Genomic DNA, 22,513 nt, shown 5'->3' on the forward strand with positions numbered 1-22,513 from the left:
CGAGCGAACTGCGCGAGCTCACCCGCCCAGGGGGCCAGTACGAGACGTACTACTCGAGCCACCCGGCCGCCAGCTTCGCCGAGGCCGGGCACGGCTCAACCGCGGCTCTGCGGAGGGTGCGGCGGCCATGGCCCGAGCGTGGGCAGCCCCTCCTCCGCGCCGGACGGGGCAGCGGGCACGCGCCCGGCCATCCAGGCGGCCAGGTCACGTACCCGCCCGGTGATCATGCTTTATCGCCGAAAGGCCTGGAAATCGCTTGCTGGGACGCATCGAGTCGGTGATGCTGACGCGATGTTCACCTCCGTCGTGGCGTTCGCCGGTGCTGCCTTCCTGATCGCCATGGCCCCCGGTCCGAGCACGGTCGTGATCCTGCGCCGGTCGGTGGCCGACGGCCGCAGGACCGGCATGGCCGCTGTCCTGGGCAACGAGTGCGGTGTGCTGCTGTGGGGCCTGGCTGCGGCCTTCGGCCTGTCGGCGCTGCTGCTGGCCTCACAGATCGCATACGACGTCATCCGGATCGCCGGTGCCGTGGTGCTCGTGTGGATGGGTGCGCGTGCCCTGTGGCAGGCGCGGCGGCCGGGCGGAGGAGACGCCGGGCCGGCCACAACGGCCTCTGTCTCCCTGCGGCGGGCGTACTGGCAGGGGCTGGTCACCAACGCGGCCAACCCCAAGGCGGGCCTGTTCGCGGTCTCGTTCCTGCCGCAGTTCGTGCCCGAGGGGGCCGCCGTCCTGCCGGCGCTGCTCGCCCTCTCGGTGATCTGGGTCGTGGTGGACCTTGTCTGGTACCTGCCGATGGTGTGGCTGGCAGGGCGGGTCGGGGGTGTGCTGAGGAGGCGGTCCGTGCGGCGTCGGATGGAGCAGGTTTCGGGTGCGGTCCTGGTCGGGCTGGGCGTGCGGCTGGCGGTGGACGCCTGACGGGTGTTCAGGCCCGCGGCATCGCCGACTCCGGCACCACCAGGTCCGCCCGCCGCCGGGTCGTCGCGACCAGCTCGGCGTTGCGCTCGTCCGAGCGTGCCACCCAGGCCATCGCCTCCTCGTGCGTCTTGCCGAACCGCTCGTGGCGGGCCACCAGCCGGCGGACGCGCTCCCGCTCGGGCAGCTCGCAGAACCACACCTCGTCGATGAGGGGGCGGAGGCGGGACCAGGAACCGGTGGTCACGAGCAGGTAGTTGCCCTCGGTGACGACCAGCCGGGCCGTCGGGGGAACCGGGATCGCCCCCGCGATCGGCTGCTCCAGGACGCGTTCGAAGCCGGGCGCGTACACGAGCTCGTCGTGCGGCTCCTCGCGCAGCCGCTGCAGCAGGGCCGCGTACCCGGCCGCGTCGAAGGTGTCGGGCGCGCCCTTGCGGTCCCGGCGGCCCAGCCGCTCCAGTTCGGTGTCCGCGAGGTGGAAGCCGTCCATGGGGACATGCGCCACCCACGGCTCGCCCGTCCCGTTCAGCTCCCGCACCAGGTGCTCGGCGAGCGTCGACTTGCCCGCGCCTGGGCACCCGGCGATGCCGAGGATCGCGCGCCGGCCGTCCCGCGGGAGGGTCCGGGCGCGCTGGACGAGGTCGTCGAAGGTGAGCGGCACACAGCAGAGTGTGTCACCCTGCGCGCAGACCGTCCGGCACAGGGAGGGGGAGAAGAGGGGAGAAGGGAGCCGCACCGTGTCCGACGACGAAGCCCGGATCCGCGCACTGATCACCCACTGGGCCGAAGCCGTCCACCGGGGCGATCTCGACGGCGTCCTCGCCGACCACGCCGAGGACATCGTGATGTACGACGTACCGCCGCCCCACGAGGGCCTCCACGGGCTGGCCGTCTACCGTGCCGCCTGGCCCCCGTTCTTCGAGTGGCAGGCCCAGGGCGGGAGCTTCGAGATCGACACCCTCGACGTCACCGCCGGTACCGACACCGCCTACGCGCACGCCCTGCTGCGCTGCGGCACGCCGGAGGAACTCGCCGAACGCCCCACCCTGCGCCTGCGTCTGACGTTCGGCCTGCGCAAGGAGCGGGGCCGCTGGCTGGTGGCGCACGAACACCACTCGTTCCCGCACGACTGACACACGACTGACTCTCCGCGCCCCTTGAATGTGGCGTGCGCCACTCACTGGACGTCTCCGGTTTGGGAACCGGTCCTGTATGACGCAGCTCGGTCTTCCCGACGACATCCATGCCTGCCTCTTCGACCTCGACGGCGTCGTCACCCGGACGGCCGTCGTGCACGCGGCCGCATGGAAGCAGATGTTCGACGCCTTCCTGCGCGAGCGGGACGGCGAGGACTTCCGGCCGTTCGACGCGGCGAGCGACTACGACGAGTACGTCGACGGCCGCCCGCGCGCCGACGGCGTCCGCACCTTCCTCGCCTCCCGCGGCATCGACCTGCCCGACGGAGACCCCGACGACCCACCGGGCGCGCAGACCGTCCACGGGCTGGGCAACCGCAAGAACGACCTGGTACTGGAGAAGATCCGCACCGAGGGCGTCCAGGCCTACGACGGCACCCTCCGTTATCTGGAGGCGGTCCGGGCCCACGGCCTGAGCACCGCGATCGTCTCCTCCAGCGCCAACTGCCGTGACGTGCTCCGCTCGATCGGCGCCGAGCACTTCTTCGACGTCCGTATCGACGGCGTCGTGGCCGCCGAGCGCAAGCTGCCGGGCAAACCCCACCCCGACACGTTCCTGGCCGCCGCCGAGGACCTCGGCGTCCGGCCGGACGAGGCCGCCGTCTTCGAGGACGCGCTGGCCGGCATGGACGCGGGCCGCGCCGGCCGCTTCGGGTACGTCGTCGGCGTCGACCGCGTCGGACAGACCGACGCGCTGTACGCGCACGGCGCCGACGTCGTGGTGAAGGACCTCGCCGAACTGGGGGACGCGCGGTGATCGCACAGCGGGCCTACACCGTCGAGCCGTGGACCGTGCGCGAGAAGGAGCTCAACCTCGACGTCCTGGCGCAGAGCGAGTCCGTGTTCGCCCTGTCCAACGGGCACATCGGCTGGCGCGGCAACCTCGACGAGGGCGAACCGCACGGCCTGCCCGGCAGCTACCTCAACGGCGTCCACGAACTGCACCCCCTGCCGTACGCCGAGGCCGGCTACGGCTACCCCGAGTCCGGCCAGACGTCCATCAACGTCACCAACGGCAAGGTGCTGCGCCTCCTGGTCGACGACGAGCCGTTCGACCTGCGCTACGGGCGGCTCGTCACTCATGAAAGGACCCTCGACCTGCGGCGGGGCGTGCTGGAACGGGTCTGCGAGTGGACCTCCCCGGCGGGCTCGACCGTCCGGGTGCGCTCCATCCGCCTGGTCTCCCTGACCCAGCGGGCGATCGCCGCCGTGGCGTACGAGGTGGAGCCGGTCGACAGCCGTACCCGTGTGGTCGTCCAGTCGGAACTGGTCGCCAACGAGAGCCTGCCCGAGCCGGACGGCGACCCGCGTGCCGCCAAGGCGCTGAAGTCGCCGCTGGAACCGGAGGAGGACCTCGCCGCGGGCAGCAGGCTGCGCCTGGTCCACCGCACCCGCCGCAGCGGCCTGAGGGTGGCCGTGGCCGCCGACCACGTCGTCGACGGCCCCGAACGGACCACGACGAGCAGCGAGAGCAACGTGGACGTGGCCCGGCTGACCGTCACCTCCGTCCTGGAGCCGGGGGAGCGGCTGCGGGTCGAGAAGCTGGTGGCGCACGGCTGGTCCGCTGTCCGGTCCCGGCCCGCGATGAGCGACCAGGTCGAGGCGGCGCTGGCGGCGGCCGGGCACAGCGGCTGGCAGGGGCTGCTCGCGGACCAGCGGGAGTACCTCGACGACTTCTGGGCACGCGCCGACGTCGAGATCGACGGCGACGAGGAGATCCAGCAGGCCGTCCGCTTCGCCCTCTTCCACGTCCTCCAGGCCGGCGCCCGCGCCGAACAGCGCGCAATACCGGCCAAGGGACTCACCGGCTCCGGTTACGACGGCCACGCCTTCTGGGACACCGAGGCGTTCGTGCTGCCCCTGCTGACCTACACCGCGCCGGGGGCGGCCGCCGAGGCCCTGCGCTGGCGCCTCGACACACTGCCCGCCGCCCGGGAACGCGCGGCCCAGCTCGGCCTGCGCGGCGCCGCCTTCCCCTGGCGCACCATCGAGGGCTCGGAGGGCTCCGCGTACTGGCCGGCCGGCACGGCCGCCTTCCACGTGGGCGCCGACATCGCCGACGCCGTGGTGCGCTACGTGGCGGCCACCGGCGACGAGGAGTTCGAACGCGAGGTCGGCGTGGAACTGCTGGTGGAGACCGCCCGGCTGTGGCGCTCCCTCGGCCACCACGACGACCGGGGCACCTTCCACATCGACGGCGTCACCGGACCGGACGAGTACAGTGCCATCGCCGACGACAACACGTACACCAACCTCATGGCCCGGGCGAACCTCCTGGCCGCCGCAGACGCCTGCAAACGCCACCCCGACGAGGCGGCCCGGCTCGGCGCCGACGAGGAGGAGAGCGCCGCCTGGCGGGACGCCGCCGAGGCCATCCACGTCCCCTACAACGAGGAACTCGGCGTGCACGAACAGCACGCCGGCTTCACCCGCTACCAGCGCTGGGACTTCGCCCGCACCGGGCCGGACCAGTACCCGCTGATGCTCCACTTCCCCTACTTCGACCTGTACCGCAAGCAGGTCATCAAGCAGGCCGACCTGGTGCTGGCGATGTACACCTGCGGCAGCTTCTTCGAGGAGTACTTCGACGAGGAGCAGATCGCCCGCAACTTCGCCTACTACGAGCCGCTGACCGTGCGCGACTCCTCCCTGTCGGCGTGCGTCCAGGCCGTCATGGCGGCCCGGACCGGCCATCTGGACCTGGCCTGCGCCTACACGACCGAGGCAGCGCTGATGGACCTGGGAGACCTGGAGCACAACACCCGCGACGGGCTGCACATCGCCTCGCTGGCCGGCACCTGGATGGCGCTCGTCGCCGGCTTCGGCGGCATGCGGTGCGCCGACGGCGGCCTGCGGTTCGCGCCGCGCCTGCCCGACAGGTACAGCCGGCTGGCGTTCACGGTGGCGTTCCTCGGCCGCCGGCTGCGGGTCGAGCTGACCGGTGGGCAGGCCACCTACACCCTGCGTTCGGGCCCGCCTCTGACGATTCGTCACCACGGCACCGAGCTGACGGTGCACGAGAACGCCCCCGTCTCCCGCCCCGTCCCGCCGCTGCCACAGCGCCCGGCCCCGAGCCAGCCCCCGCACCGCGCCCCGAACGTCCACTGACCCTCGCCGCCCAGTCGGACACTTGGCCGTATTCCGCCCTGCACGTCCCCGCCCACCGGGTTAGCTTGATCGGGATTTCGGATCATCGGGACAACCGGGGTAAGGGGCGGAACATGAGCGACGGCGCGAACGCCATCCTCGTTCGCAGGCGAAGACGCGAACAGGCGGCCGGGCCGGGCGCGAGCCGCACGGCGCGCGGCAACCGGCCGCTCGCCGTGCTCGCCGCCGTCTTCACCCTCGCCCAGCTCGTCCTGGTCCGGCCCGTACTGGGCCTCGGCTGGGACGAGATCGTCTACGTCAGCCAGGTCACCCCCCACACCCCGGCGGCCTTCTTCAGCGCACCGCGCTCCCGGGGCGTGTCCCTGCTCGTGGCGCCCGTGGCGTCCTGGTCGTCGTCCGTCCCTCTGCTGCGCGTCTACCTCGCCCTGCTGTCCGGCCTCGCCCTCTACCTGGCCCTGCGTACCTGGCGCGGTCTGTTCCCGACCCGCGTCCTGGTCGTCGGCGGCGGCTTCTTCGCCTCCCTGTGGGTGACCCTCTTCTACGGTCCGCAGGCCATGCCCAACTACTGGGTCGCGATCGGTGCCCTGATCACGGTGGGCTGCTTCCTGCGGGCCCGGGCGGAACACTCCGCGCGGGCGGCCCTGTGGGGGATCGCGGCAGGTGCCGCGCTCATGGCGTGGATGCGCCCCACCGACGCGGTCTACGTGGCCGCGCCGCTGCTCGTCCTCGCACTGGTACGCCGTCACGGGCGTCTGCTCCTCGCACTCACGGCGGGCCTCGTGGCGGGTGCCGTCGACTGGGTGATCGAGGCCTATGCCGGCCACGGCGGCCTCGGGCAGCGACTGTCGGAGGCCTCCCGCATCCAGGGCGGACTGGGCTGGCAGATCGCCGTCGACGACCAGCTGCGCAGCCTGGGCGGACGGGCGCTGTGCCGGCCGTGCACCGGCTCGATGCCCCACCCCCTCGTCACCGTCTGGTGGTTCGTCCTGCCCGTGCTGGCCGGCCTCGCGCTGGTCGTCGCGGTCCGGGCCCGGCGCCCGTTACGGACCCTCGTTCCACTGGCCTGCGCCGCCAGCGCCGCCCTGCCGTACCTCTTCATGATCGGCTACGCGGCCCCCCGCTTCCTCCAGCCGGCCTACGCGCTGCTCGCCATCCCGGTCGCCGACGCCCTGTGGCACCTGGTCAGGACCCCGCGCGGGACGTGGCGGCCGGTCGCCGCCGCCCTGGTCGCACTCGGTCTGGCCGGGCATCTGGCGGTGCAGCTGGCAGTCCTGCACGGAGCCGTGGCCCGCAACACCGAGAGCCGCCGGGACTGGGACCGTACCGCCGCCGCACTGCATCGTCTCGGCGTCCGGCCGTCCTGCCTGCTCACCGGCCACGAGGCCATCCCGATCGGCTTCTACACCGGCTGCTCCTCGGGTGCGACCTCCGGCCACAACGAGAACACCACCGTGGCGGACATCCTGCGCACCGCGGACCGCCTCCCGGTCGCCCACATCAGCCCGGCCGGCGGCACGCCACCCCGCTACGCCCGCACCTGGCCCGTCCACCGGATCTCGGACCTCGACATCCGTGTCGCACCGGCACCCTGAGGCGAACACCCGACGGCGGACCCGGTCTTTTGGGTTCCGTGAACAAGACCTGTCACGGGCTTTACTGCACATGAGTTGCAGGTACCGGAGGATGGCGCGAGGCTGTGAAGCGCAGCCGTCCGTACGACAGGAAGACCATCCCCCCGATGACGGCCGCCCCTGAGTCCATGCCTCCCCTCCCCGCCCCGGACCCCGCCCAGCACCCGGCCCGGCGCCGCGTCCGCGCCTCCATGACGCGGCAGGAGTGGACCAGGGCCGGGGGGATGGCCGCGGTCATCGTCGCCCTGCACGTGATCGGCTGGTTCACCCTCGTCGCGATCGTCGCCCCCGAGCACCACGTCATCGGCACGCAGACCTTCGGCGTGGGCATCGGCGTCACCGCGTACACGCTCGGCATGCGGCACGCCTTCGACGCCGACCACATCGCCGCCATCGACAACACCACCCGCAAGCTGATGGGCGAGGGGCGGCGCCCGCTGTCCGTCGGCTTCTGGTTCTCCCTCGGCCACTCCAGCGTCGTCTTCGCCCTGGCCTTCCTGCTCACCCTCGGCGTGAAGACCCTGGCCGGGCCGGTCCGCGACGACGGCTCCGCCCTGCACGACGTCACCGGCCTGATCGGTACGACCGTCTCCGGGACGTTCCTCTACCTCATCGCGGCCGTCAACCTCGTCATCCTCGCCGGCATCTGGAAGGTGTTCCGCGGCATGCGCTCGGGCCGCTTCGACGAGGCCGCCCTGGAGGAGCAGCTCGACAACCGGGGCTTCATGAACCGCCTCCTGGGGCGGGTCATGAAGTCGGTCTCCCAGCCCTGGCAGATGTACCCGGTGGGCCTCCTCTTCGGCCTCGGATTCGACACCGCCACCGAAGTCTCCCTGCTCGTCCTGGCCGGCTCCGGCGCCGCCTCCGGGCTGCCCTGGTACGCGATCCTGTGCCTGCCCGTCCTCTTCGCCGCCGGGATGTGCCTGCTCGACACCATCGACGGTTCGTTCATGAACTTCGCCTACGGCTGGGCCTTCTCCAAGCCGGTCCGCAAGGTCTACTACAACCTCACGATCACCGGCCTGTCCGTGGCCGTCGCCCTGCTGATCGGCACGGTGGAACTCCTCGGCCTGCTCGCCGGGAAGCTCGCCCTGCACGGCCCCTTCTGGGACTGGATCTCCGGCCTCGACCTCAACGTCCTCGGCTACGCCGTCGTCGCCCTGTTCGTCGCGACCTGGGTGGTGGCGCTGCTGGTGTGGAAGGTCGGGCGCATCGAGGAGAGGTGGTCGGGGGATGCGGGCGGGTGACCTCCACCACCGGTCGGCCGAGGTTAGAGCCCGCGTAACGGGAAACGCGGAACGGGCACAAGAGATCCACGAGTCGACGCATTGCGACAGGGAGGCAGAAGTGATGGGCACGGAACCGATGCGCTCCGAACCGATGGCGGACGACGCGTACCAGCCCACCGGGAGCAACGAGGAGCAGGAGGACGCCGCGCCGCTGGACCTTCAGGACGCCGTCGACGAACGGACCTACGACGACACCCTCGACGAGGGCTACTCCCCGCCGGAGAAGCCGCTCGGCGTCACCAAGAGCGGCACCACCGCCGCCGAGCAGCACGAGGGCGAGACCCTCGACGAACGCCTGTCGCAGGAGGTCCCCGACGTGTCGGCCGAGCCCGTCGGGGACGGCGTGGGCGACGCCCCGGACAGCGACGGTGAACCGGTCGACCCCGAGGCGGGCACCACGCGTGCCGGGCGTCTGGTCGCCCCGGACGAGGGGGCCCACACCGACACGACGAAGGAGACCGTCGCCACGGACGCGGGCATCGACGGGGGAGCGGCGGGCGCGGAGGAGGCGGCGGTCCACGTGGTGGAGGACGAGGCGCTGCCCGAGGAGGACGGCAGGGCGTAGCCCCACCGCATCCGCGCACCCGCGCGGCGGGCCGGTGATCCCCAGCGCCTCCGGCCCGGAGGGTTACGGCAGCAGCTTCTCCAGCGCTGCCGGGCCCTCCGCGGCCAGCTTGCGCTTGGCCCATTCCAGGTTGTGCGGGGTGAGGTCCTTCCCCGAGGCGAGGACGAGGTCCTCCGGGGAGACGTCGGTGCTGGTGTGGGCGTGGAGCAGGCGGTCCGGGGTGGCACGGTCCTCGGGCGGCCGGGAAGCGTGGGGCTCTGGCTTCGACATGTTCTCTGCTCCTAGGGTCCGGATCGCTGGCGCGGCCCCGGTGCTGAAAAACGGGTCCGAGACCACCATTCAACGCCCGGGCCCGGCGTGCATCCGGAGAGCCCACACCACCGCAGCGCCGGACCGGCCCGGGGACACGTCGGCAGCCCCTTCGACCGACGCCCGTCCGGTAGATCTTCGGCCGGCTGCCGACGGTCTCGCGGAATGGCATCCGTCAGATCCTTGACCGGTGGCAGGCGGGCTCTCGGGGCGGCCTCCGGAAGATCTTCGATCGGCCGCTGGCGAAACCCCCGGGAGGACGTCCGGCAGTCTTCTTCACCCCGGCCATCGGCAACAGGTGCAAGAACGGGCACTGACGCCCCGACCGACCGCCCGCCCGGCGCAGTCAGGGCCCGGGCGCGAGCACGAGCATCGTGACGTCGTCCCGGACGTCCGGGCAGTGCCGCAGCAGATCGCTCCACACCCGCCCGGCCAGCGCGCCGGGGTCCCCGTCGGCAAGACCCGGCAACCGCTCCATCAGGGGATAGAACGCCCCTTCGGCGTCCCTGGCCTCGGTGACACCGTCGGACGCCAGAAAGAGCCGGTCACCCGCCCGCAACCGCACCGACACGACCCTCGGCGGAGTCACCTCGGCGAGACCCAGCCCGAGCGGCGTGCCCGGCTCGACGTCGAGCTCGACGACCTGCCCGTCCCGCAGCAGCAGCGGCCCGGACTGCCCGCACGCCACGATCCGCACCACACCCGCGTCGGCGGAGAAGTCCATCAGCACCGCCGTCGCGAACAGCTCGGCATGCGGCTCGCCCGCGGAGTCCACCACCAGCCTCCGGTCGAGCCGCGCCGCCACCGCCTCCGGGTCCGGCTCGTCCAGTACCGCCTCCCGGAACGCCCCCAGCAGCGATGCGACCGTGGCGACCGCCGACAGCCCGTGTCCCTGAACATCGCCCATGACCGCGCGCACGCCGTAGGGGCCCGCCCGTACGTCGAAGAAGTCGCCCCCGACCAGCGTCCCGCTCTGCGCGGCCCGGTACAGCCCCGCGCACCGCACCGGCCCGACACGGTCCGGCAACGGCGGCACGACGGCCCGCTGCGCGACCTCGGCCACGGCCCGCTCGGTGACCAGCTGGGCGTCACGTGTACTGCGGACGAACGACAGCAGCACGCTCAGCAGCGCGACGAAGCACACGGTCAGTACATCGGTGCTGCCCGGATCGTTCAGGCTGAACAGCGGAACCGTCAGCACGACCACGGAGAGGGCGCCGAGCACCGCCGTCGCGACCGGTCCGTGTGCCAGCACCGCCAGCGGCGGGATCGCGCCCAGCAGGAAGCCGATGTCCAGCGGATCCGGGCTGATCAGCTCCGCCGCGCACACCCCCGCCAGCATCGCCGTCGGCAGCACCCGCGCCCAGACCGGCGGCGGTGCGCCGCGCAGCCAGCCGCGCCGATCCAGGTCCCGGTACCCGTCCCGGCGCGGCAGCCGACCACGCACACTGCTCACACCACCACGCTGCTACGCCCCATCCGGCGCCGCACGCCGGGCCCGAACGCAGGAGGAGAAGCCGTCCCGCGGGCGCGCACGGCCTCGGTGTCGTGCGTCGGTGAGTCCCGCTCCGGAAGCAGGACGCCTCGCCCCTGCGGGGCGCTGAGCAGGCCATGCTGAAATGCCGTGCCCACGCCGGGACTTGGGCGATCGAAAAGCGATGGACGGACCGTCGATGCTCCCGTAGCGTGTGCCCGCCACGCCCCGAGGCCCGTGGAAGGAGGGCAGCACCGTGCAGTTCACACCGTCCCGGCGCTCCCTGCTCCTCGTCCTGGCGTGGCTCGTCTGAGCTTCCCGGGAGCGCTCTCCGCAGCCCGTATCCCGAAGGAACTCCATGACCGACGTGGTCATCCGCGCGCTCGACACGAGCGACGCCGATCTCTTCGACACCCTGCCCGACCCGCTGGGCGCCCGTGAGGGCCACCGGCTGACCCGGCACCGCCCCGACTGGAAGCGGGTGGCGCTCCGCGACGGCCGTGTCGTCGCCCGCGGTGCCTGGTGGGGCGGCCCCGACGACACCGAACCGGTGAACCTCAACTGGTTCGACGTGGCCGACGGCGAGGAGGAAGCGGGCGCCGCACTCCTGCGATCGGCGCCCTGGCAGGTGGAGCTGGAACTGAACCTGCCCGCCGGCTGGCGCGACGACCCGGCGTTGCGCACCGCGGCCGAGACCCGGTTCACCGCCGCCCGGACGGCCGGCTACGAACTCCTGGTGGAACGCCTGCTGTACCGCTGGACCCCCGACCACGGCCTGCCCGACCGGCCCGGACGCCTGGTGTTCCGCCAGGAATCGGACGACGCGGTGTTCTTTGACGCGTTGCGCCGCATCCACTCCGCCACCCTGGACGCCCACGCGCTGATGGCCGTCGAAGAGGGGGGCCTCGACCGGGCGGCCCAGGAGGAACTCGACTTCTTCCACTGGTGTCCCTCGCCCCGTGAGTGGTGGCAGGTCGCCTGCACACCGCAGGGCGAACCGGTCGGCATCCACATCCCGGCCCACAATCCGTCGGGGCCGTGCATCGGCTTCATCGGCGTCCTGCCGGACCATCGAGGCCACGGCTACGCCTACGACCTGCTGACCGAATGCACCCACTTCCTGGTCGACCACGGCGCGGAGTTCATCGCCGCGGCCACGGACCAGGGCAACTTTCCCATGGCGGCGAATTTCGCGAAGGCCGGTTTCCCGGTGGTCAAGGAACGGCTCAACTTCCGGCCCGTATAGGGAGGTCGGCCGCTCCACGCCGCTGTCGAGCCCGGTCCTGCCAGAGCCAGTCCTGAGCGCCGGCAGTCGCGGGGCGGTCCTCAGACGGCGTCACCGTTCAGCAAGTCCTGCGCCGCCGTCAGGATTTCCGTCACCCGCAGGCCGAACGCCGCGTCACAGGCGTGTGGGCGGCCGGTCCGGGCCGCGGTGAGCAGGGCGTCCGCGGCCCGCATCAGCGCGGGCACCGCCCCTTCGGGGCTGTCGGGCAGGCTCGTGACGCCTGCCTCCCCTCTAAGTTCCAGGGCCGCACCGGTCGCCTCGGGCGGCGCCGTGAGGCTCAGGGTGAGGGTGCTCGACGCGCCGCCGGCGTGGTCGAGGACGACATGGGCCGTGTCGCCCGGGCCGTACGCGGCCGCCGTCACGTGTCGCACGTCGCCGAGCACCGGCAGCAACACGGACAGGGCGTGCGGCCCCACGTCCCACAGGGCGCCCTTCTCCCGCCGCCACGGCGTCGCGAAGGGGCTCTCGCTGGTGAACACCGCCCCCAGCCACTGCGCATGGGCCGTGAACCAGCCGGGTACCGCCGCCTGCTCGGCGATCCACGCCGCCGGCTCGGGCTGGAAGCGGGCCGTGAAGAACACGACCGAGGCGACGCCCGCCTCCTCGACGGCCTCGACGACGGCTCGCCCCTGCTCCGCCGTCGGCGCCAGAGGCTTGTCGAGCAGCAGATGACACCCGGCCCGCGCCGCACGCGCGGCCAGCCCGGCCTGCACGTCCGGCGGCAGTGCCACGGCGATCGCGTCGACCTCGGCGAACAGCTCGTCGGCGTCGTCGTAGGCCCGGACACCGTGCCGCTCGGCCAGCTCCTTGGCGGCCTCGGGGCGGCGGCCCCACACACCTGCGAAGTCCAGCTCCTCATGCCCGCTCAAGGCGGGTGCGTGGGCCATCTGCGCCCAGGGTCCGGTGCCGAGCAGTCCTATGCGCATGCCGCCGCCTCTCCACGCTGCCTGACGACGAGCGTGCCACACGGAAACGGCCGACGGGCGGGGAGGGGACTGCGACAACAAGAAAGGCAAGGAGTCCTCTCCTTGCCACTCTCAACCTATAGCACACAGGGGGTCTTGCGGCAAGGCCCCCTTGGTGACGCAAACTGTCCGGCCTAAGCCAGGACCTGCGAAAACGGGAGTATGACGTGACCCCCCTGACCACCAGCGCGTTCGATCTCCCCGACCGCCTCTCGGCCAAGGCCGACCCGGCGCTGATCGCCCGCGACGAGCGGCACTTCGCGGCCGTCGCCGACTGCCTGGAGCAGTCCATCGCCGAACTGTCCGACCGTCTCGAGGCCGAGCGCAAGGCGCCCGGCGGCAAGGGCCGGCAGGCGATGGACCGGGACGCCGAGATCCACCGGCTCACCACCCGGCTGCGCGCCCTGCGCCGCTTCGGACTGGACCTGTGCCTCGGGCACATGGTCGGCGCGGACGGTTCCGAGCCCGTGTACGTGGGCCGACTCGGCCTCACGGACAGCGAGGGCCGCCGGCTGCTGGTCGACTGGCGTTCCCCCGCGGCCGAGCCGTTCTTCGGGGCCACGCACGCCGACCCGATGGGTCTCAGGAGCCGCCGCCGCTACCGCTGGACCGACGGCCGGATCAGCGACTACTGGGACGAGGTGTTCACCGCGGACGGCTTCGCCGGGCACGCCGCGCTGGACGACCAGTCCGCCTTCATCGCCAGCCTGGGCACCAACCGTTCGCCCCGGATGCGGGACGTGCTCGGCACCATCCAGGCCGACCAGGACGCCATCATCCGCGCGGGGTCGCGCGGCGCCCTCGTCGTCGACGGCGGCCCGGGCACCGGCAAGACCGTCGTCGCCCTGCACCGCTCCGCCTACCTCCTCTACTCCGACCCCCGGCTCGGGCAGCACCGCCGGGGCGGCGTCCTGTTCGTGGGACCGCACCGGCCCTACCTGGCCTACGTCTCCGACGTCCTGCCCAGCCTCGGTGAGGAGGGCGTACAGACCTGCATCCTGCGGGACCTCGTCGACGAAGGCGCCACGGCGGGGGAGGAGAGCGACCCGGAGGCGGCCCGGCTGAAGTCGTCCGCCGACATGGTCGGGGCCGTCGAGAAGGCGGTCCGCTTCTACGAGGAGCCGCCCCCCGAGGGCATGACGGTCACCACCCACTGGTCCGACATCCGCCTGAGCGCCGGCGACTGGGCCGCCGCGTTCGACGCGGCGGAGCCCGGCACCCCGCACAACGAGGCACGCGATCAGGTCTGGGAGGAGCTCCTCACGATCCTCGTCGACAAGCACGAGGGCGAGGTCCCGGAGGACCTGCTCCGCAAGTCGCTGTCGAGGGACAGGGAGTTGCTCACGGCCTTCAACCGCGCCTGGCCGCTGCTGGAGGCGACGGACCTCGTCGGGGACCTCTGGTCGGTGCCGGCCTACCTGCGGATGTGCGCACCCTGGCTGAGCCGGGACGACGTCCGCACGCTGCAACGCGAGGACCCCCGGGCCTGGACCGTGTCCGACCTGCCGCTGCTGGACGCGGCACGGCAGCGTCTCGGCGACCCGGAGGCGTCACGCCGCAGGCGACGGCGGGAGGCCGCCGTCGCCGCCCAGCAGGAACGCATGGACGACGTCATCGACGACCTGCTGCAGGCGCACACCTACGACGACGGCGAAGGCGTGCTGATCATGCTGCGCGGACAGGACATGCGGAACTCCCTGGTGGACGACAGCGCCGTGCCCGCGGCCGACCCGGACCGGCTCGCCGGACCGTTCGTGCACATCGTGGTCGACGAGGCCCAGGAACTGACCGACGCGGAATGGCAGATGCTGCTGCTGCGCTGCCCGTCGCGGAGCTTCACCATCGTCGGGGACCGCGCCCAAGCCCGGCACGGGTTCACGGAGTCGTGGCGGGAACGGCTCGCACGGGTGGGGCTGGACCGGGTCGACCTGGCCTCGCTCAGCATCAACTACCGCACCCCGGAGGAGATCATGGCGGAGGCCGAGCCGGTCATCCGCGCCGTGCTGCCCGACGCCAACGTGCCGACCTCGATCCGCGGCGGTGGCGTCCCCGTCCGGCACGGTGCCACCACCGAGCTGACCTCGATCCTGGACACCTGGCTCACCGAACACGCCGACGGGATCGCCTGTGTCATCGGCGACCCCGCGTTCCGGCCGGCCTCGCCCCGGGTGCGGTCGCTCACCCCGGAACTGTCGAAGGGGCTGGAGTTCGACCTGGTCGTCCTGGTCGACCCGGAGGACTTCGGCGACGGCATCGAGGGCGCCGTCGACCACTACGTGGCGATGACCCGGGCCACGCGGGAGCTCGTGATCCTCACGAGCAGCTGACGCGTCGCCCGGGCCGGGTGGCAGCCCTAGGCGGCCAGCTCCTTCCTGATGCGGTCCAGCATGAACGCCGACGACTCCCGGGCCCGCTCCTCCCAGGCGAAGACACAGGACGTGGCGACACCGTCGAAGCCCAGCTCGCGCAGGGTGCCGAAGAAGACGTCCCAGTCCACCTCGCCCTGCCCGATGTCCAGGTGCTGGTGGATCCGGGCCGGCGTGCCCGGCGGGTTCAGGATGTAGCGCAGGCCGGACGAACCCTTGTGGTCGAAGGAGTCCGCGATGTGCACGTGCTGGAGCTTGTCACCGGCGTAACGCATCATCGCCGCGATGTCCGCGCCGGCCTCCGCGGCTCCGGACAGGTGGAAGGAGTGCGGGGCGCAGTACAGGTAGTTCACCCACGGTTTGTTGATCGCGCGGACGAGGTCGACGGCCGGGGTGTTCTCCTCGCAGAAGTCGTCCGGGTGGGCCTCCAGGTTCAGGGCGAGGCCCTCCCGCTCGAAGACCGGCAGCAGTTCCTCCAGCGACCGCCAGAACGCGGCCTCGCTCTCGGCGGCGCGCTCGGGGCGGCCGTTGAACTCCGAGTTCATCAAGGGGCATTCGAGCTCCACGGTGATCTCGATCATCCGCTTCCAGTAGCGGACGGCCGCCTGCCGTTCGGTCTCGTCCGGCGAGGACCACTTGTACAGCGGCAGCACCGAGGACAGCCGCACCTCGTGCCTGCGCAGCGCGCTCTTCAGCTCCGCCACCCGCTCGTCGTCCGCACGCGGGTGCAGGAAGAACGGCATGAAGTCCTCGCGGGGCGACAACTCGATGTATTCGTAGCCGAGTTCGGCGACCGTGCGCACCATCTCGTCGATCGGCAGGGCACGGAACATGTACGGGTCGAGGGCGATCTTCACGCGGTGCCTCCGTAGAACGTGGGGCGGGGCTTCATGTCGACGGTGATGGTCTCGCCGCCGGACTCCAGGGACCGGACGGCGGCGTCGGTGATGACGGTGGCGGCGTAACCGTCCCAGGAGGACGGGCCGGTGGGTTCGGTGCCGGCCGCCACCGAGGCGACCCACTCGCGGAACTCGGTGTCGAAGGCTTCCGCGAAGCGGTCCTTCCAGTCCTGCAGCACACCCGTGCCGTGCCGGGCCGCGGTGCGGATCCCGACGGCCGCCGGGTCGGGCAGCCGGACCAGGCCGTCCTCGCCGACGATCTCGCACTGGATGTCGTAGCCGTACTGGCAGTTGACGAAGACCTCCAGGTCGACGCGGACGCCCTCGGCCGTCTCGAAGACCATGATCTGCGGGTCCTTCAGATGTGGGAACCGCTTGCCGGTGGCGCGCGGGGTGACCACCTGGGCGGAGACGATCTCGTCGTCCAGCAGCCAGCGCAGCACGTCGATCTCGTGCACGGCCGTGTCCTGTGCGGCCATGGCGGAGTGGTACGACTGAGGCACCGTCGGGTTGCGGTGGGCGCAGTGCACGATCAGCGGTGCGCCGAGCGAACCGGTCGACAGCACCTCCTTCATCTGGCGGTAGCCGGCGTCGAAGCGGCGCATGAAGCCGACCTGCACCAGCCGGCGGCCGTGCGCCCGCTCGGCCTCCACGATCCGCAGACAGTCCTCGGCGGTGGTCGCGAGCGGTTTCTCGCAGAACACCGGCTTGCCGGCAGCGATCGCGTTCAGGACGTGCTCGGCGTGCGTCGGTCCCCAGGAGGTGACGAGGACGGCGTCCACGTCCGGGGAGGCGACCAGCTCCGCGCCGGTGGGCAGCGACGTGGCACCGAACCGGGCCGCCACTTCGGCGGCGCGCTCGGCGTCGACGTCGGCCACGGCCGAGACGGTCGCCCCCGTGACGACCTCGGTGAGCCGCCGGGCGTGGTCCTGCCCGATCATCCCGGCGCCGATCACGCCTACTCGTACGGTCATGGTGAACTCCTTGGAAAAGAACCGGAGAAGGTCAGGAGAAGCGCGTCCGCAGCTCGGCCTCGAGGGTCTCGAGGGTGCGGCCCTTGGTCTCGGGGACGTACAGCTTCACGAAGGTGAGGGACAGCACGCCCGCCACCACGAACAGGAAGAACGTGTTGGAGATCCCGATCCCGGAGACCAGGGACGGGAAGACCAGCCCGATCACGAAGTTGGTCAGCCACAGCACCACGGCAGCCATCCCCATGCCGAAGCCGCGCATCCGCATCGGGAAGATCTCCGACAGCATCAGCCAGGTCACCGGCGAGATCGCGCCCTGCTGGAAGGCGAGGAACGTGACCGTCATGGCGAGCACCGCGAACGCCCGTGGATCACCCGCGGGCAGGACCAGGGAGAAGATCCCGATCAGCAACAGAGCCGCGGTCGTCCCGATCTGGCCGCTCATCAGCATCGGCCGGCGGTCGACCCGCCCGAGCAGCCAGATACCGACGAAGGTGGCCAGTACCGAGATCACACCGTTGGCGATGTTGGCGGTCAGCGCGCTGTCGGCGGCGAAACCGGCGTCGGTGAGGATCTGCGTGCCGTAGTACATGATCGTGTTGACGCCGGTGATCTGCTGCACGATCGCGATGCCGAACCCGACGAACATCAGCTTCCGCACCCACGGCGTGCTCCTGACGTCCTGCCAGCCGCCCAGCTTCTCCTGCTCGTCCTTCACGGCGAGCGCGGTGACCTCCGTCAGCTCGGCCTCGGCGCGGGTCTGCGACCGCACCTGCCTCAGGACCCCGAGGGCCTCGTTGAAACGGCTCCGGGAAGCGAGCCAGCGCGGGCTCTCCGGCATCACGAGCATGCCGAACCACAGCACCACGGCCGGCAGGGTGGCGATGACCAGCATCCAGCGCCACACGCCACCGGACTCGCCGCCGACCTGGGCGATGATCGCGTTGGACGTGAACGCCAGCAGCTGACCGCTGACGATCATCAGCTCGTTGCGGGTGACGAGGGCACCGCGCCGCTCGGCGGGCGACACCTCCGCGAGGTAGACCGGCACGGTCACCGAGGCACCGCCGACCGCGAGACCGAGCACGAACCGCGCCACGATCATCACCTCGGTCGTCGGAGCGAGCGTGCAGCCGAGCGCGCCGACGAAGAACAGCACCGCCAGCAGCAGGATGGTGCGCCGCCTGCCGCGCGCGTCCGACAACCGGCCGCCGGTCACCGCGCCCAGCGCGGCACCCAGCAGCAGCGAGCTCGTGACCATGCCCTCGGTGACCGGGGTCAGGCCGAGGTCGTCCGTCATGTAGGGCAGGGCGCCGTTGATGACGCCCGTGTCGTAGCCGAAGAGGAGACCACCGAACGTGGCGATGATCGTGATCAGCCGAAGCCGCCGCCTGACCGCCGGGGGAGCGTCGTCCACGACGGCGGTGGCAGGGGCCGGGATGGGGGCCGGTGTCGCGTCGTCCCTGACGTCCATGGCCGCTCCTTACCTGTCGAAGTTCGGGCGCCGGGTACCCGACAGGCCGCAGCCGGCCAGGTGCTCCCGGGTGCTGACCGCGATGGGCAGCGGCACCTCGGGAGCGCACGGGTACAGGTCCTGCTCGACGATCACGAACAACTCGGCGTCGAGCTCGGCGAGTTCGCTCACCACGTCGGCCGGGTTCGGCACTCCGGCGGGCGGCGACACGCACACCCCGCGCTTCACGGCCTCGCCGAACGACAGGTCCTCGGCAGCGACCTGCGCCAGGACCTCGGGGTCCATCTGCTTGATGTGCACGTAGCCGACCCGCTCACCGAACCGGCGGATCAGGTCGAGGTTGTCCCCGCCGCCGTACGCCACGTGACCGGTGTCCAGGCACAGGTTGGTGTAGCGGCTGTCGGACTCGTTCAGCAGCCGCTCGATCTCTGCTTGCGTCTGGATGTGACTGTCGGCGTGCGGGTGGACGACGAGCCGTACGTCGTACTCCTCCAGCAACAGCCGGCCCAGCCGGTCGGCGGCCCGGCCGAACCCGGCCCACTGCTCGGCGCTCAGCTCGGGCGACTCGGTGAACGCACCCGTCTTCTCGTCCCGGTACATCGGCGGGATGAAGACGAGGTGGTGGGCGCCGGCCGCCGCGGTCAGCGCGGCGACCCGCCGGACATGGGCGAGCATCTCGTCCCACGCCCCGGGCCGGTGCAGCGCGCCGAACGCGGTACCGCCGGAGACCTTCAGCCCTCGGGCGTCCAGCTCGGCCTTCAGCCGCCGCGGGTCGGTGGGGAGGTAGCCGTACGGGCCGAGCTCCAGCCACTCGTAGCCGGCCCGGACCAGTTCGTCGAGGAAGCGGGTGTACGGCACCTGGTGTTCGTCCTCGGGAAACCAGACACCCCAGGAGTCGGGGGCGGAGCCGAGGCACAGGTTGCCGACGGTGGTGCGGAGAGGGGGAGGCGCCGTTGCCATGGTGGTGTCCTTCACGCTGCGTTTCCGCTCGCTGTCGCGCGCTACTAGCGCGCTCTAGTCCGAGTACGATGACCTCTGTCCAAATGTCATGTCAATAGGTTGTTGCCGGGAGGTTGCAGCGGTCCTGCACGAGGTTCCGTGCGGGGCACCCTCTAAGGTGGGCGGCGGCGGAGGTGGATCACAGGTGGATGCATCGGGCAGGCAGCGGCCCACGATGGCGGATGTCGCCGAGAAGGCGGGGGTGTCCCGCGCGCTCGTCTCGATCGTCTTCCGCAATCAGGCGGGGGCCGGCCGGGAGACGCGGGAGCGGATCCTGCGCGTGGCCGACGAGATCGGCTACCGGCCCGACAGCGCGGCCCGGCTGCTGGCCCGCGGACGCAGCCGCACGCTCGGCGTGATGTTCACCGTGCACCAGACCTTCCACACGGATCTCATCACGGGCATCTATCCCGAGGCCGAGCGGCTCGGTTACGACGTCCTGCTCTCCGGGGCCACGCACGGCCGCAGCGAGGCCAAGGCGGTCGAGGCGCTGCTCAGCCACCGCTGCGAGGCGGTGATCCTGCTCGGCCCGGACGCCGAACCCGCCTACCTCGACGCACTCGGGCAGCGCACCGTCGCCGTCTCGGTCAGCCGCCGGGTGCCCCAGGCCCGGGTCGACTTCGTGCACTCCGCCGAGGGCAAGGGCGTCCGGCAGGCCATGGACCACCTGGTGGAGCTGGGACACCGCCGGATCGTGCACATCGACGGCGGACGCGGCCCCGGTTCGGTGGAGCGTCGGCGCGCCTACCGCGCCGCGATGCGCCGGCACGGACTGGAGGACGAGGCGCGGGTGATTCCCGGTCACCACACCGAGGAGTCGGGTATCGAGACCGGCCGTCTGCTCCTGGACGAACGGGACGGGGGGCGGCCGCTGCCGACAGCGGTCCTCGCCGGCAACGACCGCTGCGCGATGGGTCTGCTGATGGCCCTCACCCGGTCGGGTGTCGAGGTCCCGCGCGACCTGTCCGTGGTCGGTTACGACGACAGCCACCTCTCCCACGTGATGCCGATCGGCCTGACCACCGTCCGCCAGGACGCCGTCCTCATGGCCGAACACGCGGTCCGCTTCGCCGTCGAACGGCTGGAGAACAGGGAACTCCAGCCGAGGGAGGCGGTGCTGGACCCGAAGCTGGTGGTACGGGGGACCAGCGGGCCGCCCCCCGAGTGACCGGGGCGGCCCGACCCGCGTTACCCGGCCGCCCCCGGCCCGGCGCTTCGCTCTAGCGCGTCCCCTTCCCGGCGAACTCGGCGACGCTGTCGACGTTGTCCTTCGTGACGAAGGCCGGCCCGGTGAGCACGGGAGCGGTGCCGCCGCCGCTGAGGTTGCCGTTCGTCCGGTACAGCCACAGACCGTCGACGGCGAGGTAGCCCTGGAGGTACGGCTGCTGGTCGACCGCGAACTCGATGTCGCCGCCCTGGACGGCCCCGACGAGGTCCTTGTTGAGGTCGAACGTGGCGACCTTCGCCTTGCTGCCCGCGTCCTTCACCGACTGCACGGCGGTCAGGGCGATCGGGGCGCCCAGTGTGACGACCTGGTCGATGCTGGAGTCCTTCTGGAGCTTGGCGGTGAGCGTCGACTTCACGGAGGGCATGTCCGTGCCGTTGACGTACAGGTTCTCCGTCGTGCCCTTGAAGCCCTTCTTCAGGCCGGCGCAGCGCGCCTCCAGGGCGACCTGGCCCTGCTCCTGGATCACACAGACGGCGTGCTTGGCGCCCATCTGGTTCAGGCGCTCACCGAAGGCCTGGCCGGCGATGTTCTCGTCCTGGCCGAAGTACTCGAGCATGCCGAGCTCCTTCCAGTTGTCCAGGCCGGAATTGAATCCCACGACGGGGATGCCCGCCGCCTTGGCCTTGGCCACCACGCCCTTCATGGCGTCGGGCTTGGCGGCGGTGAGCGCGATGCCGTCGACCTTCTGGTCTATCGCGTTCTGCACCAGGTTGGCCTGGTTCCCGGCGGCGGGGTCGCTGGAGTACACGAGCTTGACGTTGTCCTTGGCGGCAGCGGCCTGGGCGCCCTTGCGGATCAGGTCCCAGAAGGTGTCGCCGGGCGCCGCGTGGGTGATCATGGCGACGGTCATCCGCGGGGTGGTGGCCTTGCCCGCGGCGGCGTCGGTGCCGCCGGCCTCGGACTGCTTCCCGCCGGAGCCGCTGGAGCAGCCGGCGGCGAGCAGGGCGCCCACGAGGACGGCGGTGGTCAGGGCGGCGGGTCTGTGGTGTCTGCGCATGTCGGGTGCACCTCACTGTGCTGGGACGAGGGGGCCGCGCCCGGTGCGGGGAGGCGGGCGGCGGGTGGGCGCCCTGGGCGACGGTCATGGGTGATGCGGCGGTCCTGGGTGCGGACCCCTGCGTGCTCGGTGACTGGAGCGCGTCACTAGCGCGCTCTAGTGGCAGGTACTATGCGGGCGCCTTCGGGTGATGTCAACAGCTTTGTCAGGACGTTCCAACAAAACGGGGCCGCCCGTACGTGCCGTCGGGTGGACGGCGGGTACGGGCGGCCGGGGGCGGACGGTCCGGGACCGCCCTGGGGAGGGCCTGCTCAGCTCTCCGTTCTGCCGATGTTGACCATCCACGGGACGCCGAAGCGGTCCGTGCACATGCCGAACACGTCGCCCCACATCTGCTTCTCCAGCGGGACGGACACCGAGCCACCCGCGGACAGCTTCTCCCAGTAGCCGCGCAGCTCGGCGTCGTCGTCGCCGCTCAGGCTGACGGAGAAGGGCTGGCCCTGCCCGGCTTCCGTGCCCGGCGGGTTGTCGGCGCCCATCAGGGTGAAGCCGCTGGTGGTCTCCAGCATGCCGTGCATGATCTTGTCGGCGTTCGGGGCGTCCGCCTGGCCGAACTGACCGTACGTGTTGAGGTCCAGGGAGCCGCCGAAGACCTCCTGGTAGAACTCCATCGCCTGCCGGGCGTCACCGTCGAAGGTGAGGTACGGGTTGAGGCGCGAGACCATGAGAACCTCCCGAAAGGGGGCAGAAGCCATTTGCGCGCAGCGTAACGCCGGGCACTGACAACGGCTCGCCGAGCGGGCCGCGCGGGGGCGGGAGCGATGCGTCCCCGCGACCGGCCCGTC

At 71.6% G+C, this 22,513-nt stretch carries 20 protein-coding genes; 10 read left to right on the forward strand and 10 right to left on the reverse strand.

What is annotated here, in order from left to right; translation table 11 throughout:
* Nucleotides 1-291: 291 nt before the first annotated feature.
* A complete protein-coding gene (locus ABZ016_RS41620; protein ID WP_356921993.1) occupies nucleotides 292-915 on the forward strand; it encodes a LysE family translocator in 624 nt (207 codons plus the stop codon).
* 7 nt (nucleotides 916-922) lie between these two features.
* Here ABZ016_RS41620 and ABZ016_RS41625 read toward each other — a convergent pair whose 3' ends face one another.
* The gene (locus tag ABZ016_RS41625) at nucleotides 923-1,573 is read right to left on the reverse strand and encodes a nucleoside/nucleotide kinase family protein (RefSeq protein WP_356921994.1); all 651 of its coding nucleotides are present in this window, start codon (nucleotides 1,571-1,573) and stop codon (nucleotides 923-925) included.
* 76 nt (nucleotides 1,574-1,649) lie between these two features.
* Between ABZ016_RS41625 and ABZ016_RS41630 the strand changes: the two genes are divergently transcribed.
* The 6 genes from ABZ016_RS41630 to ABZ016_RS41655 all read left to right on the forward strand — a co-directional run bounded on the left by ABZ016_RS41630 (nucleotide 1,650) and on the right by ABZ016_RS41655 (nucleotide 8,701).
* A complete protein-coding gene (locus ABZ016_RS41630) occupies nucleotides 1,650-2,045 on the forward strand; it encodes an SgcJ/EcaC family oxidoreductase (RefSeq protein ID WP_356921995.1) in 396 nt (131 codons plus the stop codon).
* Between the two features lie 79 nt (nucleotides 2,046-2,124).
* Nucleotides 2,125-2,865, forward strand: a complete 741-nt coding sequence (locus ABZ016_RS41635; protein ID WP_356921996.1) for a beta-phosphoglucomutase family hydrolase — start codon at nucleotides 2,125-2,127, stop codon at nucleotides 2,863-2,865.
* Nucleotides 2,862-5,216 (forward strand): glycosyl hydrolase family 65 protein, encoded by a 2,355-nt coding sequence (locus ABZ016_RS41640; protein WP_356921997.1) that lies wholly within the window; start codon nucleotides 2,862-2,864, stop codon nucleotides 5,214-5,216. Before ABZ016_RS41635 ends, ABZ016_RS41640 begins: the two co-directional genes overlap by 4 nt.
* Before the next feature lie 113 nt (nucleotides 5,217-5,329).
* A complete protein-coding gene (locus ABZ016_RS41645; protein ID WP_356921998.1) occupies nucleotides 5,330-6,808 on the forward strand; it encodes a hypothetical protein in 1,479 nt (492 codons plus the stop codon).
* A 146-nt stretch (nucleotides 6,809-6,954) separates the two neighbouring features.
* Nucleotides 6,955-8,094, forward strand: a complete 1,140-nt coding sequence (locus ABZ016_RS41650) for a HoxN/HupN/NixA family nickel/cobalt transporter (RefSeq protein WP_356921999.1) — start codon at nucleotides 6,955-6,957, stop codon at nucleotides 8,092-8,094.
* 118 nt (nucleotides 8,095-8,212) lie between these two features.
* A complete protein-coding gene (locus ABZ016_RS41655) occupies nucleotides 8,213-8,701 on the forward strand; it encodes a DUF5709 domain-containing protein (RefSeq protein WP_356922015.1) in 489 nt (162 codons plus the stop codon).
* Between the two features lie 63 nt (nucleotides 8,702-8,764).
* Here ABZ016_RS41655 and ABZ016_RS41660 read toward each other — a convergent pair whose 3' ends face one another.
* Nucleotides 8,765-8,971, reverse strand: a complete 207-nt coding sequence (locus ABZ016_RS41660) for a hypothetical protein (RefSeq protein WP_356922000.1) — start codon at nucleotides 8,969-8,971, stop codon at nucleotides 8,765-8,767.
* 385 nt (nucleotides 8,972-9,356) lie between these two features.
* A complete protein-coding gene (locus ABZ016_RS41665; protein WP_356922001.1) occupies nucleotides 9,357-10,466 on the reverse strand; it encodes a PP2C family protein-serine/threonine phosphatase in 1,110 nt (369 codons plus the stop codon).
* A gap of 376 nt (nucleotides 10,467-10,842) precedes the next feature.
* Here ABZ016_RS41665 and ABZ016_RS41670 point away from each other — a divergent pair, with 376 nt between their 5' ends.
* Complete coding sequence (locus ABZ016_RS41670; RefSeq protein ID WP_356922002.1) at nucleotides 10,843-11,730, forward strand: GNAT family N-acetyltransferase; 888 nt, start codon at nucleotides 10,843-10,845, stop codon at nucleotides 11,728-11,730.
* 80 nt (nucleotides 11,731-11,810) lie between these two features.
* Here the strand turns inward: ABZ016_RS41670 and ABZ016_RS41675 are convergent, their stop codons facing one another.
* Nucleotides 11,811-12,695 carry a Gfo/Idh/MocA family oxidoreductase gene (locus tag ABZ016_RS41675; RefSeq protein WP_356922003.1) on the reverse strand — a complete coding sequence of 295 codons (885 nt, stop codon included), beginning with the start codon at nucleotides 12,693-12,695 and terminating at the stop codon, nucleotides 11,811-11,813.
* Nucleotides 12,696-12,901: 206 nt separating this feature from the next.
* Here ABZ016_RS41675 and helR point away from each other — a divergent pair, with 206 nt between their 5' ends.
* Entirely contained in the window at nucleotides 12,902-15,061 is a 2,160-nt protein-coding gene (helR, locus tag ABZ016_RS41680; RefSeq protein WP_356922004.1) for an RNA polymerase recycling motor ATPase HelR, read from the forward strand.
* A 26-nt stretch (nucleotides 15,062-15,087) separates the two neighbouring features.
* Here the strand turns inward: helR and ABZ016_RS41685 are convergent, their stop codons facing one another.
* The 4 genes from ABZ016_RS41685 to ABZ016_RS41700 are packed head-to-tail and all read right to left on the reverse strand — an operon-like array spanning nucleotide 15,088 to nucleotide 19,404.
* Nucleotides 15,088-15,957 carry a sugar phosphate isomerase/epimerase gene (locus ABZ016_RS41685; RefSeq protein ID WP_356922005.1) on the reverse strand — a complete coding sequence of 290 codons (870 nt, stop codon included), beginning with the start codon at nucleotides 15,955-15,957 and terminating at the stop codon, nucleotides 15,088-15,090.
* Nucleotides 15,954-16,973 carry a Gfo/Idh/MocA family oxidoreductase gene (locus ABZ016_RS41690; RefSeq protein WP_356922006.1) on the reverse strand — a complete coding sequence of 340 codons (1,020 nt, stop codon included), beginning with the start codon at nucleotides 16,971-16,973 and terminating at the stop codon, nucleotides 15,954-15,956. Before ABZ016_RS41690 ends, ABZ016_RS41685 begins: the two co-directional genes overlap by 4 nt.
* A 31-nt stretch (nucleotides 16,974-17,004) precedes the next feature.
* Nucleotides 17,005-18,444, reverse strand: coding sequence for a sugar porter family MFS transporter (locus ABZ016_RS41695; RefSeq protein ID WP_356922007.1), 1,440 nt, complete (start codon nucleotides 18,442-18,444; stop codon nucleotides 17,005-17,007).
* 9 nt (nucleotides 18,445-18,453) lie between these two features.
* Nucleotides 18,454-19,404: a TIM barrel protein gene (locus ABZ016_RS41700; protein WP_356922008.1), complete on the reverse strand. Its 951-nt coding sequence runs from the start codon at nucleotides 19,402-19,404 to the stop codon at nucleotides 18,454-18,456.
* A gap of 214 nt (nucleotides 19,405-19,618) precedes the next feature.
* Here ABZ016_RS41700 and ABZ016_RS41705 point away from each other — a divergent pair, with 214 nt between their 5' ends.
* Nucleotides 19,619-20,611 (forward strand): LacI family DNA-binding transcriptional regulator, encoded by a 993-nt coding sequence (locus ABZ016_RS41705; RefSeq protein WP_356922016.1) that lies wholly within the window; start codon nucleotides 19,619-19,621, stop codon nucleotides 20,609-20,611.
* 52 nt (nucleotides 20,612-20,663) lie between these two features.
* Here ABZ016_RS41705 and ABZ016_RS41710 read toward each other — a convergent pair whose 3' ends face one another.
* Together ABZ016_RS41710 and ABZ016_RS41715 are read right to left on the reverse strand one after the other, a co-directional pair.
* Entirely contained in the window at nucleotides 20,664-21,668 is a 1,005-nt protein-coding gene (locus tag ABZ016_RS41710) for a sugar ABC transporter substrate-binding protein (protein ID WP_356922009.1), read from the reverse strand.
* Between the two features lie 311 nt (nucleotides 21,669-21,979).
* Complete coding sequence (locus tag ABZ016_RS41715; RefSeq protein WP_356922017.1) at nucleotides 21,980-22,393, reverse strand: VOC family protein; 414 nt, start codon at nucleotides 22,391-22,393, stop codon at nucleotides 21,980-21,982.
* Nucleotides 22,394-22,513 lie beyond the last annotated feature (120 nt).

It is taken from the genome of Streptomyces sp. NPDC006372, from assembly GCF_040612515.1.
In the GTDB taxonomy this organism is placed as follows: domain Bacteria; phylum Actinomycetota; class Actinomycetes; order Streptomycetales; family Streptomycetaceae; genus Streptomyces.